The sequence below is a fragment of the Flavobacterium sp. LAR06 genome (genome assembly GCF_041946075.1).
Classification (GTDB): Bacteria; Bacteroidota; Bacteroidia; order Flavobacteriales; family Flavobacteriaceae; genus Flavobacterium.
Genome location: NZ_JAUTYT010000012.1, coordinates 116,246 through 132,893, shown reverse-complemented (window position 1 = coordinate 132,893; position 16,648 = coordinate 116,246). Strand labels below are relative to the sequence as shown.

General features: G+C 32.8%; 13 protein-coding genes. 8 read left to right on the top strand and 5 right to left on the bottom strand.

What is annotated here, in order from left to right; all coding sequences use genetic code 11:
• Nucleotides 1-141 precede the first annotated feature (141 nt).
• A complete protein-coding gene (locus Q7C23_RS17585; RefSeq protein ID WP_375033725.1) occupies nt 142-6,525 on the bottom strand; it encodes an alpha-2-macroglobulin in 6,384 nt (2,127 codons plus the stop codon).
• A gap of 130 nt (nt 6,526-6,655) precedes the next feature.
• Between Q7C23_RS17585 and Q7C23_RS17580 the strand changes: the two genes are divergently transcribed.
• Together Q7C23_RS17580 and murC are read left to right on the top strand one after the other, a co-directional pair.
• Entirely contained in the window at nt 6,656-7,342 is a 687-nt protein-coding gene (locus Q7C23_RS17580; RefSeq protein WP_375033724.1) for a tetratricopeptide repeat protein, read from the top strand.
• A 23-nt stretch (nt 7,343-7,365) separates the two neighbouring features.
• Complete coding sequence (murC, locus tag Q7C23_RS17575; protein WP_375033723.1) at nt 7,366-8,721, top strand: UDP-N-acetylmuramate--L-alanine ligase; 1,356 nt, start codon at nt 7,366-7,368, stop codon at nt 8,719-8,721.
• A gap of 97 nt (nt 8,722-8,818) precedes the next feature.
• Here the strand turns inward: murC and Q7C23_RS17570 are convergent, their stop codons facing one another.
• Nucleotides 8,819-9,445 (bottom strand): DUF1287 domain-containing protein, encoded by a 627-nt coding sequence (locus tag Q7C23_RS17570; protein WP_375033722.1) that lies wholly within the window; start codon nt 9,443-9,445, stop codon nt 8,819-8,821.
• Between the two features lie 118 nt (nt 9,446-9,563).
• On the opposite strand from Q7C23_RS17570, the gene Q7C23_RS17565 reads away from it, so the two are divergent.
• Genes Q7C23_RS17565 through Q7C23_RS17550 form a run of 4 tightly spaced genes read left to right on the top strand, consistent with a single transcriptional unit; the run spans nt 9,564 to nt 12,188 of the window.
• Nucleotides 9,564-10,025, top strand: coding sequence for a GNAT family N-acetyltransferase (locus Q7C23_RS17565; protein ID WP_375033721.1), 462 nt, complete (start codon nt 9,564-9,566; stop codon nt 10,023-10,025).
• A gap of 11 nt (nt 10,026-10,036) precedes the next feature.
• On the top strand, nt 10,037-10,726 hold the full coding sequence (radC, locus tag Q7C23_RS17560) for a DNA repair protein RadC (protein WP_375033720.1): 690 nt from the start codon (nt 10,037-10,039) through the stop codon (nt 10,724-10,726).
• A 3-nt stretch (nt 10,727-10,729) separates the two neighbouring features.
• Nucleotides 10,730-11,416 (top strand): YjjG family noncanonical pyrimidine nucleotidase, encoded by a 687-nt coding sequence (locus Q7C23_RS17555; protein WP_375033719.1) that lies wholly within the window; start codon nt 10,730-10,732, stop codon nt 11,414-11,416.
• A gap of 1 nt (nt 11,417) precedes the next feature.
• A complete protein-coding gene (locus Q7C23_RS17550) occupies nt 11,418-12,188 on the top strand; it encodes a hypothetical protein (RefSeq protein ID WP_375033718.1) in 771 nt (256 codons plus the stop codon).
• Between the two features lie 14 nt (nt 12,189-12,202).
• Here the strand turns inward: Q7C23_RS17550 and Q7C23_RS17545 are convergent, their stop codons facing one another.
• On the bottom strand, nt 12,203-13,480 hold the full coding sequence (locus tag Q7C23_RS17545; RefSeq protein WP_375033717.1) for a replication-associated recombination protein A: 1,278 nt from the start codon (nt 13,478-13,480) through the stop codon (nt 12,203-12,205).
• Between the two features lie 157 nt (nt 13,481-13,637).
• Here Q7C23_RS17545 and Q7C23_RS17540 point away from each other — a divergent pair, with 157 nt between their 5' ends.
• Entirely contained in the window at nt 13,638-14,402 is a 765-nt protein-coding gene (locus Q7C23_RS17540) for a rhomboid family intramembrane serine protease (RefSeq protein WP_375033716.1), read from the top strand.
• 69 nt (nt 14,403-14,471) lie between these two features.
• Nucleotides 14,472-14,981, top strand: coding sequence for a hypothetical protein (locus Q7C23_RS17535; RefSeq protein ID WP_375033715.1), 510 nt, complete (start codon nt 14,472-14,474; stop codon nt 14,979-14,981).
• 8 nt (nt 14,982-14,989) lie between these two features.
• Here Q7C23_RS17535 and Q7C23_RS17530 read toward each other — a convergent pair whose 3' ends face one another.
• Together Q7C23_RS17530 and rlmB are read right to left on the bottom strand one after the other, a co-directional pair.
• Nucleotides 14,990-15,793, bottom strand: a complete 804-nt coding sequence (locus Q7C23_RS17530) for a DUF2490 domain-containing protein (RefSeq protein ID WP_375033714.1) — start codon at nt 15,791-15,793, stop codon at nt 14,990-14,992.
• Between the two features lie 49 nt (nt 15,794-15,842).
• Nucleotides 15,843-16,577, bottom strand: a complete 735-nt coding sequence (gene rlmB, locus Q7C23_RS17525) for a 23S rRNA (guanosine(2251)-2'-O)-methyltransferase RlmB (protein ID WP_375033713.1) — start codon at nt 16,575-16,577, stop codon at nt 15,843-15,845.
• Between the last annotated feature and the right edge of the window lie 71 nt (nt 16,578-16,648).

The following is a 16,648-nucleotide window of genomic DNA, read 5'->3' as shown; positions in this document are numbered from 1 at the left end:
AGTAAACCCGACAAGTTATTGAAACTTGTCGGGTTTTTTTATGTTTTTTTTTCGCCACGAACCGAGCATAGCACATAGTCACGAATTCACGAATTAATTAAAATAAAAATTCGTGAATTCGTGGCTATTTTTTTGGAATTTTTAATTCACTTTTACGCGAATTCCTTTAGTATGACTTGAAAATTCCGGAGCATACATACTTTCAATAGTGGTAATTCCGTTGGAGAATTCACCACTATTGTTTACTCTAATATCATATTCTAAAACACAGGTTCCTTTGTTGATTCTGTCAAAAAAGAAATGTGTTGCAGCGTCTTTCGTACTCATATAATATCCTAATCGATCTTTGTATTGATATTCTGAAAGTACATTTACAGGTTCAAAACAAGAAGCTCTCATATCTTTTAAATGAACATATTCTGTATCTTCTTTCGAAGTAATAATCAACCTTACTGTAACTAAGTCTCCCGTTTTTAATGGATTTTTAGAGGTAATTCTTTCTAATTGATCACCTTTCATAGAATTCTTTTTTAAATATAATTCTTTCGAAACAGATAAAACAGCACCCGAATTGGTTTTAATTTTATCTAAATCTTCAAAATACTGCCAATATATGCCGCCAAAACCTGGCACTTTTGATTTGTTCTGAATGTTTATAGAAGCCATTTCTTTTTTAACTTCGTCAGTCTTCCAGTTCATTTTGATGTATCCAGTTTCGGCTTCTTTTTCGTTTTCAGATAATTTTTTGGTTAGGATTTTTTGATCTCCAATTTTAATAATGGTATTGTCTTTTACAGAAAGCCAATCGTTACCTTGCATTAATAAAGCATAAATGGCTTCAGTGGTAGATTTGGTAGTCGGCCAATTTTTGGTCTGTTTGTTTTTTAATAGCCAGACTTTCATAGCATCAACCGATTTGGTATCGTGATTCACTTCGGCGAAAGCCTCAATCAATAAAGCCTGAGTTTCTATCGGAGCCTGATACCAATACCAGCCTGATTTATTGGCAATCCAATACATTCCCCAATCTTCATTATTGGAAGAAGTTTCTTTTAAACTTTCAATGATTTTCTTAGCCGATTCACTTTCGCTAAAGCGATTTAAAGCTAATGCAGCCAAACCTTTTTCGTAAAGAGAATACGAAAGCCACTCTTTTTTAGCCGTTTCCAGATATAATTTAGTTGCCTTTTTTAAAGTATCTGAAAGCGGATATTGGTCTAAATAAAAACTTCTGGTGTACAAATAGTGCAAATCAGAATAAGGATTGATCCACATTAGTTTATCAGTTGTTTTTAAGTTTTTTGTCTGAGCTTTATAATATTCCAGGAATTTATTATCCAGAAACGGAATTCCGGTTTTGGCAATTGCATCAATTTTTGTGTTAGTATCTTCTGTTTTATTCAGTTTGGATAGATGACCCAAGCCAGCCAAAATATGTCTGGTAATGTATTCGTTTTCGTCACCTCCGTTAAACCATGCGAAACCTCCTGATGATTTTTGCTTTTGTTTTAATTTCTCAAAAGTAGCTTCTTGCGAAGTTTTCATTTTTTCTAAATCAAATAACAAGGCCAGATTCTTTTTCTTTTCATCCTCACTTTGGGCATCATTTAGCCAAGGTGTTTCGGCCAGAATAATCGATTTTAATTCTTCGTTTTCTTCTAATTTGGAATTCAGTTTTCCATTTTTCCTCCAGCCTTCAAAAACAGTTGCAATCTTCGGATTACTTGAAATAATTTCTGAAGCCAATGTATTCGAATAAAAACGCGCAAAAGTCTGTTCAGCGCACTCATGTTCGTATTCCATTAAATAAGGCAAAGACTGAATTGCAATCCACGTTGGATTTGAAGTATATTCTAATGTAAATTGATGGTTTCTTAAAGTCGAAGAAGTATTGTTTTTTAAATTTTCAAACGTATATTCTTTCGTAGAATTCTCACGAACCCAAATCGGAATACTTTCTGTAACCAGCATATTGTTCGTTAAAACCGGAAGTATGTTTTCTTCTCCATCAGAGAAATTACCAGATTTGGCGAGAATTTTATATTGAACTCCCTGTAATCCTTCCGGAATCGAAATCGTCCAGGTTGCCGTTGTATTTCCAAAAGCACCAACATTGAAATTTCGAACATTTTTTGCGTTCCCCATTTTAACATCAATCGGCTGCATGGTTGTGGCATTAAAGAATTGCAAGATTGCGATTCCGGTTTTGGCTTTATCAGTAACATTTGAAATTTTTGCAGAAATAACCATAGTATCTTTTTCTCTAAAGAAACGAGGGAAATTTGGCAAGACCATCAATTCTTTTTGAGTTACAACGCTTTTCTCCAAATAACCAGAAACAGCATCTTTGTTATGTGCCAGTAAACGAAGTTTCCACGCCGTTAAAGCTTCTGGCGAAGTAAAGTTGAAGCTTACTTTTCCGTTGGCATCAGTTTTTAAATTGGGTAAAAAGAACGCAGTTTCAGAAAGATTTTTTCTGGCTTTCACTTGGGTTAAGGCTTCTAGGGCTTTTTTGGTTGTTATGATTATTGCTCCGTTTTTTGCTTTGCTTCCATAAAGGGCTGTTGCTTTATCTTCATTAAGAAAATCGATATCAAGCAGATCATCCGGATTTATCTTTTTAAAATTGTCTTCAGAAGAAATCTCTCCATCAATTATATATAAAGTTGATGCATTGACTACCATTGAGGTCAAGCCACTGACGATTTTTTTTCCAGGTATAAATTTTATTTTATTTGTTTGAAAATAGTATTCAGGATCTTCTGAAGATTCTGAAGCTTTGGCTACCACAGGTTTTACAAATCGAACACTGTCTGCTTTGGGTACTGCTGCTGTATTATAAACCTGATTATCTTCCTGAATTACCATAGCGGCAGCTCCTACGCCAACAGGACTGTCAACAGTTAAAACAGCATCAGGATCTCCTTTAATAGTTTCACTGCCTACTTTTTTATCTTTAATTTCTGCTATTGTCAAACCCAGTGAATCTCCATATCGACTATCGTAAAAATCAAAGCCAAACCAGTTTAATTTTGTTTCTTCTTTATAAAATTTACTAATTGTTAGATCTTCATCTAGGTTTTCTAATGAAGCATTTATTTTTTCAAAACCTAAACCAGATTTAAGATTGGAGGAATTGTAGCGGTAATTATTGATATTTAAAATATTCCAATCTCTTTTTGTAAACTGATCTAAAGAGCTGTCATACATTGATGCTAATACTTCTGCCTCATTTTTCGCATAGATTGATTTTACTTTAAATGACCAATTTTCGTTATTTCCAGGTTCAATCTTATTTCTAAAACTTTCAACAATCAATTCTAGTTTAGATTCAGCCGTTTTTAATGGAACGTCTATTTCATCATTAAAAATTTCGTTCTCAAAAATGCTTTGAAAACCCAAACGCATTGCTTTTTCAAATTCTTTTTTTAGCGGAATTTTGATTGTTATTTCATTGTTTTGTAAATGGTACATATTTTCGAAATAGATCTGATTTCCATAGTTTCCATTTGTAGCAATATAAAGATCAGGAATTACAGAAGAAAGTTTGACTTCGACAAAGCCGTCCTTTTTAGGATCATTATTAATTTGTTCTGCAGTAAATAATTTGCCCGGATTAAACTTGTCTTTATTTTGCTTGATTTCAAAAGTTGAAATAGATTCTATAGGGTTATTAAAAGTATCTTTTGCAGAAAAAACAATTTTATAATTTCCAGATTTATAATTAGAAATAAAATCCAGCGCTATTTTTTTGTCTTTTTCGGTATCTATTTTCTTTGAGAATAAAAGAGTTTCGCTTGTTTTTTCGCTTTTAGTTTCGCGGATTTCATAAGGAAACAGTCGTTCAAAATCAGAGGCAGAAATAGTTTCGATTTCTGGTTTTGGCCAAAGCTGTTCTTTGAATTTATTGCGAAAAGGGCTTACAAAATACAATTTAACTTCACCTTTAGCAGCTAAAAATTCTCCGTTTAAGTTGGAACTTGTGAGGGTGATCTCATTTTTGTTTTTAGTTTCAATATGATCTGGAATACTTGTATTGATAATCAAATCATGATAACCTACTTTTATGATTGTTTCTGATGTGTGGGTTTCTCCATTGATATCTATAACATCAGCCGTTATTCTGTAATTAAATACAGGTAATTGTTCTTTTATTGCATTTTTTGAAGGTTCAGCTTTAAATTCAATTACAAATTTTCCTGATGCATCTGTTTTGGTTTCACCTGTTGCTATAGTTTCATTTTGTTCCTGTCCGTAATAATTTCTAAAATAACTTGTAAATCGATTAACGGTGTAAGTCACTTTTGCGTCAGAAATATTGCTTCCTGCAAATGCTTTTGCCGTTCCGTTTACTTTAATCGACTGATTTACCTGAAAGCTTTCTTTTTTAGGATCAAAATCTACTTTAAATTTTGGACGTTTGTATTCTTCAACTTTAAAATAAGTTTCAGAAAATTCAAGTATTGCAGCTTTCCAGAATGATTCATTTGGTTTGTTTTTTATGTAAATATCTCCTTTTGTATAATCTTCAGGTTTTCCTGAAAAAATATAGAAAGTACCAGTTACTCCATTTTTTGGCAAAACGAATTCTCCTGAAAATGAGCCAAATTCATTTGAGGTAACTTCAAATTCTTTGAAATTTTGATAATTAGCATCTTTAACTATTATTTTGAAAGAAGTATTGGCAACAATGCTTGTTTTATTTTCTTGCTTTTGAAATGCAATTCCTTTGTAATAAACAGTTTGTCCTGGACGATATATAGCCCGATCCAAATAAAATTCGACTTTAGCGTTTAAAATTTTGTTTTCGTTGGCAGTATATGGCTGGGTATATCGAACATAATTTCGGTTTGGTGAAATAGTGTCATTCTTTAAAGAAAACTCAATGTGATCATCGTAAGAATGGTTGTTGCTTCCAACATAGGATGCTACTCCGTTTGAATCTGTTTTAAGTGTATAATAAGATGATTTTATAGATACATTTTCCAGAGGTTTTCCTGTTTTTCGATCTATAACCTGAAAGTTTTCTTTGTTGTCTCCTTGTGATGCCAGAATACTTAAGTTTGAAACTGTCATAGTTTCATATGCAAAAGCTTTTTTGTCTTTTAATCCGGAATCGCTTTCAAAATAAACTAAATAGCTTCCTGTTTCTAATTGGGGTAGGAGAACTTCTGTGGTATATTCAAAATAATCTTTTTTGTTTTGAAGCTGATAATCTTGGGTAGCAATTTTACTTTGGGTTTTTATAATCACCTCCGTTAAACTATCCTGTTTATAGATTAATTCTGAGTCTGAAAATTTTTTCAGTGTTTTTTGATCTATTTTGTAAAATGATATTTTTAAGTTATCAATGTTTTTATAATTGATAAAAGCTCTGGTGTTTTCTTTATTATAACTGTATTTTTGAAGGCGGGCATCCAATGATTTAGCAACAACATTTTGTTTTTGCTGTAAGGCACTTTGAGCTGCGTTAGTTTTATCATTGATCTTTATAATATTGTCATATATTTTGACAGCTTCAATTTTGTAATCAGGATGTAATTCTTTTGAAGCTTGAGCAAGTAGAAGTTCAGCCTTTTTTAGGAGAATTTTTTGCGTAAGAATTGTGTCATTGGTCTGTTGTTGAAGTTCATTCAAGTACTTGGTTAAATCGTCAGTAGGTTCTGTTATAAAATCACTGCAAAATATAATTCGGTTAAATTGATTTTCTAAAGAAGGGTTGCTTTTCTCTAACTTCTGATATAAAGCTATAACTTTTCTAAGACTCTCATCTTTTATAAAATTTAAGTTAAGTTTCAAAAATGCTTCTGAATTTCCTAATAGTTCGTTTTTATATACCGTTATTTCACTATTTTGAATTTGCCATCTCTGTATCTTTTGGGTAAAAAACTCGATATTTTCTTTTAGCAGATAATCAGATAATTTTTCGTTTTTTAATTTTTCTATAGTTAAAAATTCGAATATAGATTGATAGTTTGTTAAAGGTGTTGCTTTTAGAATTGCTTCATTTTCTAATGTTTTATTGAAAGCGGCAATGACTTCCTCCTCGTGTGTAATTTCACTCGGTGGATTAATTTTAAAATCCTCAGACGAAGGAATTTCAACACTATCCGACGCCGTATACGCAGCTTCGTCCACAACTGCAGCTGCACTATCTACAACCACAACAGCGTAATCATAATCATAATTAGCATAATTATTCAGGCATTTTGCATAAACTAAATTCAAAATTGCTTTTGACGGAATTGAAACTCGATCAATATCTGTTTTAAGATTGTTTATGATTTTCTTCTTTGCATTTTCATCAACTACCTGTAGGTATTTAGATTGATAAAAAAAGCATTTTATCATCTGTGCTTCGTCTCTCTTTGATACTGCTTTCTTGTAAATTTGATCAACGATTTTACTCGCTGATTTTATTTTACCTTCATTTTCATAGGATGCAACTTTAATCCATTTTTTGTCATTTTGTTGTGAAAACAAAGCTGTGGTAAAGAATAAGAAAACATATAAGATATTTTTCATAAGTCAGTTTTGATATATAGAGTATTGTTTTACAGTAAAGGTTGGGAATTGGTTTAAATAATTTTCGTACAAATTACTAATTTATCTTCAAAAGCAAATAAGACATTTTATATTTCGCTATTTTTGAAATATGAAAAAGCTCCTACTTCTTTTTTTGCTGGCACCAATTTTAATTTGGTCACAATCGAATTTTGAGAAAGGCGAAAAGTTATTTCATGCCAAAAAATATGATGAGGCTCAGGTTATTTTGGAAGGAGTTTTAAAAACAAAGCCTTCAGATATAAAAACGCTGGAGTATTTGGGAGATATAGCCGCGCATCAAAAAGCATGGATAAAAGGAGCAGATTATTATAAAAAACTGAAAGAGCTAAAACCAACAGAAGCAGATTATTTTTATAAATATGGAGGTTGTCTGGCAATGAGAGCGATGGAAGTGAATAAATTGAAAGCTTTAGGAATGGTAGGAGACATGAAAGAAGCATTTGAAAAAGCAATAATTCTGAATCCAAAACACATTCCAGCCAGATGGGCTTTGATTGAAATCTATCTACAATTACCTGGTTTTTTAGGAGGAAGTGAATCAAGAGCATTGGAATATTCGAATGAATTAATGCAAATTTCATCAGTAGATGGTTATTTGTCAAGAGGAAGAATAGATGAATATTTTAAACGTTATACATCGGCAGAAAAAAATTATTTGAAGGCAAATGAAATTGGCAAATCAAAAGTCACTTTTCAAAAATTATATAATTTATATTTGAACAAATTAAAAGACCCTAAAAAAGCTCAGGAATTGAAACGAAAATTTGAGGCTTAAAGGCAATAAAAATTGGAATTTAAATGAAAACACATTTCATCGCAATAGGCGGGAGCGCTATGCATAACTTGGCATTAGCATTGCATAACAAAGGATATCAGGTTACAGGAAGTGACGACGCTATTTTTGAACCTTCAAAATCAAGATTAGAGAAAAAAGGTATTTTGCCTGCAGAATTAGGTTGGTTTCCTGAAAAAATTACTGCTGATATTGACGCCATTATTCTTGGAATGCATGCAAAAGCAGACAATCCGGAATTATTAAAGGCACAGGAATTAGGATTGAAAATTTATTCGTATCCTGAATTTTTATACGAACAATCTAAAAATAAAACACGTGTTGTAATTGGTGGATCGCACGGAAAAACCACAATTACTTCGATGATTTTGCACGTAATGCATTATCATAATATTGAAGTTGATTATATGGTTGGAGCGCAGTTGGAAGGTTTTGATACTATGGTGCATCTTACTGAAGAAAATGATTTTATGGTTTTAGAAGGCGACGAGTATTTGTCTTCTCCAATTGATAGACGTCCTAAATTTCATTTGTATCAGCCAAATATTGCTTTGATTTCCGGAATTGCGTGGGATCATATTAATGTGTTCCCTACGTATGAGAATTATGTAGAGCAATTTGAAATTTTCATTCAAAAAATTACCAACGGTGGTATTTTAGTTTATAACGAAAATGATCCTGAGGTGAAGCGTGTTGCTGAGGCGGCGACAAATCCGATTCGTAAATTATCTTATCATACACCCGAGTATACAGTAAGTGATGGTGTAACCTTATTAAAAACTCCTGAAGGCGATATGCCAATTGAAGTTTTTGGAGCGCATAATTTAAATAATTTGGCTGGAGCTAAATGGATTTGCCAAAATATGGGCGTTGATGAAGCTGATTTTTATGAAGCAATCGCCAGTTTTAAAGGAGCTTCAAAACGATTGGAAAAAATTGCTGAAGGAAAAGGTAAAGTTGCCTACAAAGATTTTGCGCATTCGCCAAGTAAAGTGGCAGCAACAACTAAAGCGGTAAAAGAACAATATCCAAACAGAACCTTAGTAGCTTGTTTAGAATTACATACCTACAGTAGTTTAAATGCTGAATTCTTAAAAGAATATGAAGGAGCTTTAGAATATGCAGATGTTGCTGTAGTTTTCTATTCTCCGGATGCTGTAAAAATCAAACAATTAGAAGAAGTAACTTATGAACAAATCGCTAGTTCTTTCAATAGAAAAGATTTGATTATTTATACAAATCCGGCCGAATTCAAAGAATATTTATTCAACTTAAATCTTGAAAATTTTGCACTTTTATTAATGAGTTCAGGAAATTACGGAGGTTTAAATTTTGACGAAGTAAAAGGGTTGATTAGCTAGATAATGTGTCAATTAGAAAATTAGATAATGTGTCAATTGCAGATTGCAGTTGGCACTTTTTTTTTAAAATTGTCTCATTGACACATTATCTAATTATCTAATTTGTGTAACTATAATGCCCGACGATTTTATATTTGAGTAAGCAATCTTCTAAAACTTGTCCTCCACCAACATTATGCACGATTAAATTTCGTTGTCCATCTTTTGATTTTTTGCTGGTTACGATTCCGATGTGAGGTAATTTATCATTAATCATCCAGGTTACCATTTCTCCGGTTTTATAGTCTTTTCCATTTTGGGTTACTGGTAGTTTTGTTCCTTTTCTTTCAAAAAATACTTCTAAATTTGGAACTCTTCTGTGATCAATATTAGTATCTGTTTTTGTCATTCTCCATTTTTTGAAGTTCGGATACAGAGAGAAATTCTCGATCATGTCTTCATGTACTTCTTTCTGTAAATCAATACCTAATTTTCGATAGGAACGAATGATTACATCGGTACAGACACCTTTATTTTTTGGAACATCACCGTTAGGATATTTAATTGAAAAATAAGCAGGATCATAATCTATGGAAGGATCAATAATTGAAATCGCCGCATCTGATAATTGTTGGCCAAAAGTTTGTGCTATTTCCAAATTGTTCTCGGCTCGAAGGATATTTTTCTCTTTCTGATTACAAGACAAAAGCAAAATACAAGTTGTTAATAGATATATTGACTTCATTCTTCTTAAGATTGTGTTTAGGAGTAGTTATTTTGTTTTAAAATTAATCATTTTAGGTTGTTTTTTTATGAATGATTTTTCTTATTTTTCATATATTAGCCATTTAAGATTATACCAGATGAGTCCAATTACTAAAGTTGTTAAAACAACAAGCGAAAACCCTGATTTTATTGCTTTAATAAAAACTTTTGATGCGTTTTTATGGGAGCGGTATCCTGAATTAAAAAACGATTATTGGGGAAACAATTTAATCGAATTCAACCCGAATGTTTTTATTATTTATTTGAATGAAAAAGCGGTTGCCTGTGGTTGTTTTAAAAAATATAATTCAAATACAGTTGAATTGAAGCGTATGTTTGTTTCACCAGAAGCCAGAGGTTTGGGGTTAGCGCAGAGAATGATAAAAGAATTACAAGAGGAAGCAAGAACCCAGAGATTCAAAAATATGATTTTGGAAACGTTATACAAACAAATTGAAGCCATTAATCTTTATCAAAAAGTAGGTTTTGAAATTGTAGAAAACTATGAGCCTTATGTAGGTTTGACGAATAGTGTTTGCATGAGTAAATCCATCATTTAATTTTTTCTAAAATGGATACAAATCATTTTCCAATTACAAACTGGTCCGAAGATGATCGTCCTCGTGAAAAATTAATGCTTAAGGGTAAAAGTGTCTTAAGTGACGCTGAATTGATTGCGATCTTGATTGGTTCGGGGAGTCGAAGTGAATCCGCAGTCGATCTTAGCAAAAGAATTTTGGCAAGTGCTGATAATCTAAATGCCTTAGGAAAAATGTCAGTTGCGCAATTAATGAATTTTAAAGGAATAGGAGAGGCCAAGGCAATTACCATTATTGCTGCATTAGAATTGGGTCGGCGCCGTAGAGCGGAAGATGCGGTTGAATTGATTAAAATTGCATCAAGTAAAAGCGTCTTTGAAATGATGCAACCAATTATTGGGGAGTTACCTCATGAAGAATTTTGGGTGCTTTTTCTGAATAATTCTAATAAGGTGCTTGCTAAATCGCAGTTAAGTAAGGGAGGTATTTCCGGAACAATTGTTGATGTTCGAATCGTTTTTAAACTAGCACTTGAAAATGGAGCTACTGGTCTGATTTTGTGTCACAATCATCCTTCAGGGAATTTACAGCCAAGTGATGCTGACAGACAAATTACTAAAAAAATCAAGCTGGCAGGTGATAGCTTAGATGTTAAAGTTTTGGATCATTTGATTATTACTGAAACAAAATATTATAGTTTTGTAGATGAAGGAATTTTTTAGCTTATGAGTACCAATATTACTGACGTTTTTTTTGATTTAGATCATACACTTTGGGATTTTGATAAAAATTCAGAGATGGCTTTTGATCGTATTTTTAAGAGTAAATTTCCGGAAATTAGAATCAAGGATTTTATCGAGAAATATGCTCCGATTAATCAGGCATGTTGGAAACTGTATCAAAATGATCAAATTACACATGTTGAGCTTCGTTATAATAGGTTGAAGTTTTCCTTTGATGCTTTAAATATGGAGATTTCAGATGAAGATATCAATACAATTGCCCAAGACTATATCGAATTCTTAACCGATAATAATCACCTTTTTGACGGTGCAATTGAAGTTTTAGACTATTTAAAACCAAAATACAAATTGCATATTATAACCAATGGTTTTGCGAATGTTCAGGAAAAAAAGATTAATAATGCTTTGCTTTCGGAGTATTTCGATACGATAACAAATTCAGAATTGGCTGGTGTTAAAAAACCAAATAGTATTATCTTTGATTACGCTGTTAATTCTGCTAAGGCTTCAAAGGAAAATAGTATTATGATTGGAGACTGTCTCGATGCAGATGTTAATGGTGCATTGAAGGCAGGTTTGGATGCTATTTTTTTTAATGAAAAAAAGATAGAAGCGCCCAAAGATATTAAACAGATAAACCATTTATTAGAACTTAAAAAATATTTATAAGATGAGAATTAAATTTTTGTTGGTTGCACTTTTTTGCACGGTTATAGGATTCGCGCAATCTATTAATGATTATAAAGCGGTTATTATACCTTTGAAATACGATTTCATGAAATCGGAAAATCAGTATAGATTGGCTACAATGACTAAATCGAACCTGAACAAAGCCGGGTTTAATGCTTTTTATGCTAATGAAGAGCTTCCTGCGGATTTAAATGATCGTTGCCAGTTTTTGTATGTTGATGTGAAAAGAGATAACGGTTTTTTAGTAACTAAACTTTCTGTGGAGTTTAAAGATTGTTATGGCAAAATAATTTATACTTCAGAAGTTGGAAAAAGTAAAGAGAAAGATTATGAAACAGCGTATAGAGAATGTCTCGAGATGGCGTTCATGTCTATAAATGCGCTGCATTACAAATATAGTGGCAAAGCGGTAGCTTCCACTAGCCGAACTGCTGCCACAGTTACTGCTCCGGCAGTTATTGTTGCTGCTACGCCCGCTCCAGCTGTCAATAATGTAGTGGTGGTGGCTCCATCTCCGGATCTTAAAGATCCTAATTTGTTGTATGCTCAGCCTACTGAGTCAGGTTATCAACTGATTGATAAAACGCCAAAAGTGGTTATGAAATTACTTAAAACCTCTCAAACCAATGTGTTTATTGCTATCAAAGACAATGTTCAGGGTTCTTTAATTTTGAAAGAAGATGGGCATTGGTATTTTGAATCGTATCAAAATGACAAATTAGTTTCAGAAAAAATTATAGTTAAATTCTAAATAGTAATAGGAGTTTAATATCCATATTTATTTTTCCAACGGTTCTTTAAAAATTCGCGGTTACTATTCTCTCTAGAATTGTTTCCCGGATTGTAAAGAACCGTTTCTTTTATAGCATCCGGCAAAAATTCCTGTTCAGCAAAATTATTAGCATAATCGTGCGAATATTTGTAGTCATCGCCATAACCTAATTCTTTCATTAGTTTGGTTGGTGCGTTTCTTAAATGTATTGGTACTGGTAGATCTCCAGTTTGTTTAACTAATTGCTGTGCATTGCCAATTGCCATATAAGAAGCATTGCTTTTGGGAGAAGTGGCCAGGTAGATGGCACATTGACTTAGAATAATTCGGCTTTCGGGATAGCCAATAGTGGTTACGGCCTGAAAAGTATTATTGGCCATTATAAAAGCGGTTGGATTTGCATTCCCAATATCTTCGCTCGATAATATAAGCATTCTACGGGCAATAAATTTTACATCTTCTCCGCCTTCGATCATTCGGGCTAACCAATAAACAGCTCCATTTGGATCACTTCCACGGATGGATTTTATAAAAGCCGAAACAATATCATAATGTTGTTCGCCACTTTTGTCATACAAAACCGTATTTTGCTGAACCAATTCAAAAACACGATCATTGGTGATAGTGATTTGATCTCCAGCCGAAGCATTGACTACTAATTCGAAAATGTTTAGAAGTTTTCTACCGTCTCCGCCCGAAAGTCTTAGTAAAGCCTCAGTTTCTTTTAAAATAATGTTTTTAGAGGCTAATTCGCTGTCCGTTTTCATTGCGCGATACAATAAAGCCTCCAGATCGGCTTTTGTAAAAGCATTTAATATGTAGACCTGGCATCGTGATAATAATGCGGGAATCACTTCAAAACTCGGATTTTCGGTTGTTGCCCCAATTAAAGTAATCCAGCCTTTTTCAACAGCTGCCAAAAGCGAGTCTTGTTGCGATTTGCTAAAGCGATGAATCTCATCAATAAATAAAATGGGATTTTTAGCCGTAAACAACCCACCACTTTGTTTGGCCTTATCAATCACATCACGAATATCTTTAACGCCTGAATTTATGGCGCTTAAAATATAAAAGGGACGCTTGGATTCTTGAGCAATGATTTGTGCCAAAGTTGTCTTTCCCGTTCCCGGAGGTCCCCAAAATATGAGAGAGGGAATAATTCCTTTCGAGATTTGTTGGGTCAAAGATCCATTTGGTCCCACCAAATGACTTTGACTAATATAATCTTCTAATTGCTGTGGGCGAATACGCTCGGCTAACGGTGCTTCCATTTTGTAAAATTACTGTTTTCAGTTTTAATTATAAATTTTTAAAAGTTAATTACTCGCGAAAGTATGTTGGTGGTGAAAAAGGTTTAGCTGACAAATTATCAGTAAATTGTATTTGGATAGTTTTTTGATGTTCATCCATTTATTAATTCCTAAAAACATGAACGACAACCAATTTAAATTTTCAAATGCTGTTTTTGGTTTACCGGTATTTTTTGTCCTTTTTTTATGGGTAGTGTATTGGTTTCAAATTAGATTTGATTTTGATTTTTATCAAAATGGAATTTATCCCAGGGATTTTTCTGGTTTAAAAGGCGTTTTGTTTAGTCCTTTTATTCATGAGAATTTAGGGCATCTGTATAATAATTCGATACCACTTTTGGTTTTGCTGGCTGCATTACAATATTTTTATCCAAAGCAAACAACCGCAGTTATTGTATATGGAATTATTTTTTCAGGTTTAATAACCTGGATAATTGGTCGTGAAAATTATCATATTGGGGCGAGTGGTTTGATTTATGTTTTGGTGAGTTTTATCTTCTTTAAGGGAATTCAAACTGGTTATTACAGATTAGTCGCTCTTTCGTTATCTGTAATATTACTTTATGGAGGAATGATTTGGTATGTTTTTCCTGATGTGGATGCTACAATTTCCTGGGAAGGTCATTTGGGAGGTTTCATTACCGGATTTGTATTGACATTGTTTTATAAAACTCCGGAATATAAAAAAGCCATCGTTTATGATTGGCAGAAACCAGATTTTAATCCGGAAGAAGATCCTTTTATGAAACATTTTGATGAAAACGGGAATTTTGTTCCGGTTGAGAAAAATGAAGAGGAGCCTGACTTTATTTCGCTTTATTTTAGCTCGGATAAATTAGTTAATTACTCTGTAACCAAATCAGAATCAGATGATAAAAAATAAAGTTGAATATTTGATTTGAGTTTAAAAGACTATTTTTGTTATACTATTCTAATTTCATTTTGATCTACTATGAAAAATAAAAACTTTTTGATTCTGGTAGTTTTATTAATTGTTTGTCCAAAGATAGTTGCTCAGTGTGATATAAAGAACAAATTACTGGCTGATGGAACGATGGTGTATTATTTTGATCCTGCTGTTTTTTATACAACCAAATCAAAATCGCTAAAGATTAATATAGTAACCGATAAAGAGCATTATTTTATCGCTTTGCAGCCTACGCCATTTCCTGCTAAAGGAGAAGGAAAGAAGATAAAAGATGATTTAGTTGTTCATCTGTCTAATCAGAAATCATACAAATTATCACATTATGACACTCAGTATATGCGTAATGATTCAATCATGCAAGTCTTGTATTTAATGGATGAAAAAGATGTTGAGGCTTTCTCTAAGTTTGAAGCTGTAGTTGCTGAAATTAATATGAAGGGGACAGAATTTGTTCGGGATTATAATTTCAAGCTACATAAGGATGCAATTATGAAACAGTTAAATTGCTTCGTGAAAAAGGAAGAAGAAAAGTAATTAAGAGACTAATCTTCATTAACCACTTCTTCATTTTTATGAAGTAGTTTTTTACTCAGATTTTTAAAAAGATTGTTGAATGTAACAGTTAACGAAGCTGCATTTACAATTTGATTTCCGCTGTTTCTGGGAAGAAACTCATTAGCGTAGGTAAGCTCAACCTGTATGTCATCTGTAAATAAATAACCACCGCCAAGATTTAATCTATTGCGATCAAAAAAATTCTCCCCAGTAACTTTTGTTCCGGATTTAAAAAATAATTCATCCGATGCAATTGCATAAACGACACCTGCCCGGAGAATTTTGCTATTAAGTGGTTTTATATATTTAAGCTGCTGGCGATATCTAAGGACATTTTCATAATCATGATCCGCATTTCTCATATGACGTAATTCCATTCTCATTCTGGTACTTAAAGTGTAACCAGTTTTATGAAAATAGTAAATGCCCTGAACTGCAAATCTCCATTCCGGAGATTCAAATTGACCAATTTCAGGGACGTCTTTATTATTGAAATAAGCTACGAATGATGAGAGCTTCCATCGTGGTGAAAGATAATAATGTCCCCAACCTCTAAATGATCGTTGAATATTTTTATGAAAAATATTTGAAGAAGATTCTGTACTGCTATAGCTGCTAGCTAAATCTAATTCAGCGGACCATTTATCATTTAGGGTTCTATTAAATTGTGTCTCATTCCAAAACTGTCCATAGGATTTAGTTTGTGTATAACCAATACCTACGATATAAAACATCGCAATTGCAAAACATTTGTTTTTAAATGATATGTTTTGAGCAGATTTGGAAGACATCAATTCATTATTAGAATGTTTATTTTGCCATCTTAATTCTCAAAGATATTTAACTTCTTTGACGCACAGTTTCGTATAGGAACGCTCCGCAAGCAACCGAAACATTTAGTGAGCCAATTGTTCCAAACATAGGTAGTTTTGCTTTTTCATCTACAATTTTAAGAACAGAAGGGTTGATTCCTCTGTCTTCAGATCCCATAATAATTGCGACAGGCTCGTTTAAAGCTAAATCATAAATGTTATGTTCTGTTTTTTCAGTAGCAGCAACCGTTTTTATTCCTGATCCTTGTAAATAAAAGATAGCATCTTTAATATGCTCCACTTTGCAAATTGGAACATTAAATACAGCTCCGGCTGAAGTTTTTACGGTGTCACCATTTACAGGAGCAGAACCTGCTTTTTGCACAATAATTCCGTTTACGCCTGTACATTCTGCAGTTCTGATAATGGCTCCGAAGTTTCTGGCATCAGAAATTTGATCTAGTATTAAAAATAATGGTTTAGATCCGGATGCAATGGTTGATTCAACCAAATATTCTAAATCGATAAAACCAATAGGAGATATTGTTGCAACTGCTCCCTGGTGATTATTTGGCGTTAGACGATTTAATTTTTCGACAGGCACATATGAAAAGTTTATGTTGGCGCGTTTCATCACCTTCATTAAATCTTTCATTAATTCACCAGAAATCTCTTTTTGTATAAATACTTTGTCAACTTCTTTTCCTGCCTGTATTGCTTCAATGATGGCTCTAATTCCAAATATTTGATGTTCTTTTTCCATAGGGCAAATATAGGCATAATGTTTATATAAAAAAAAACCACCCTGAATGAACAGAGTGGTTTTTGGTAATA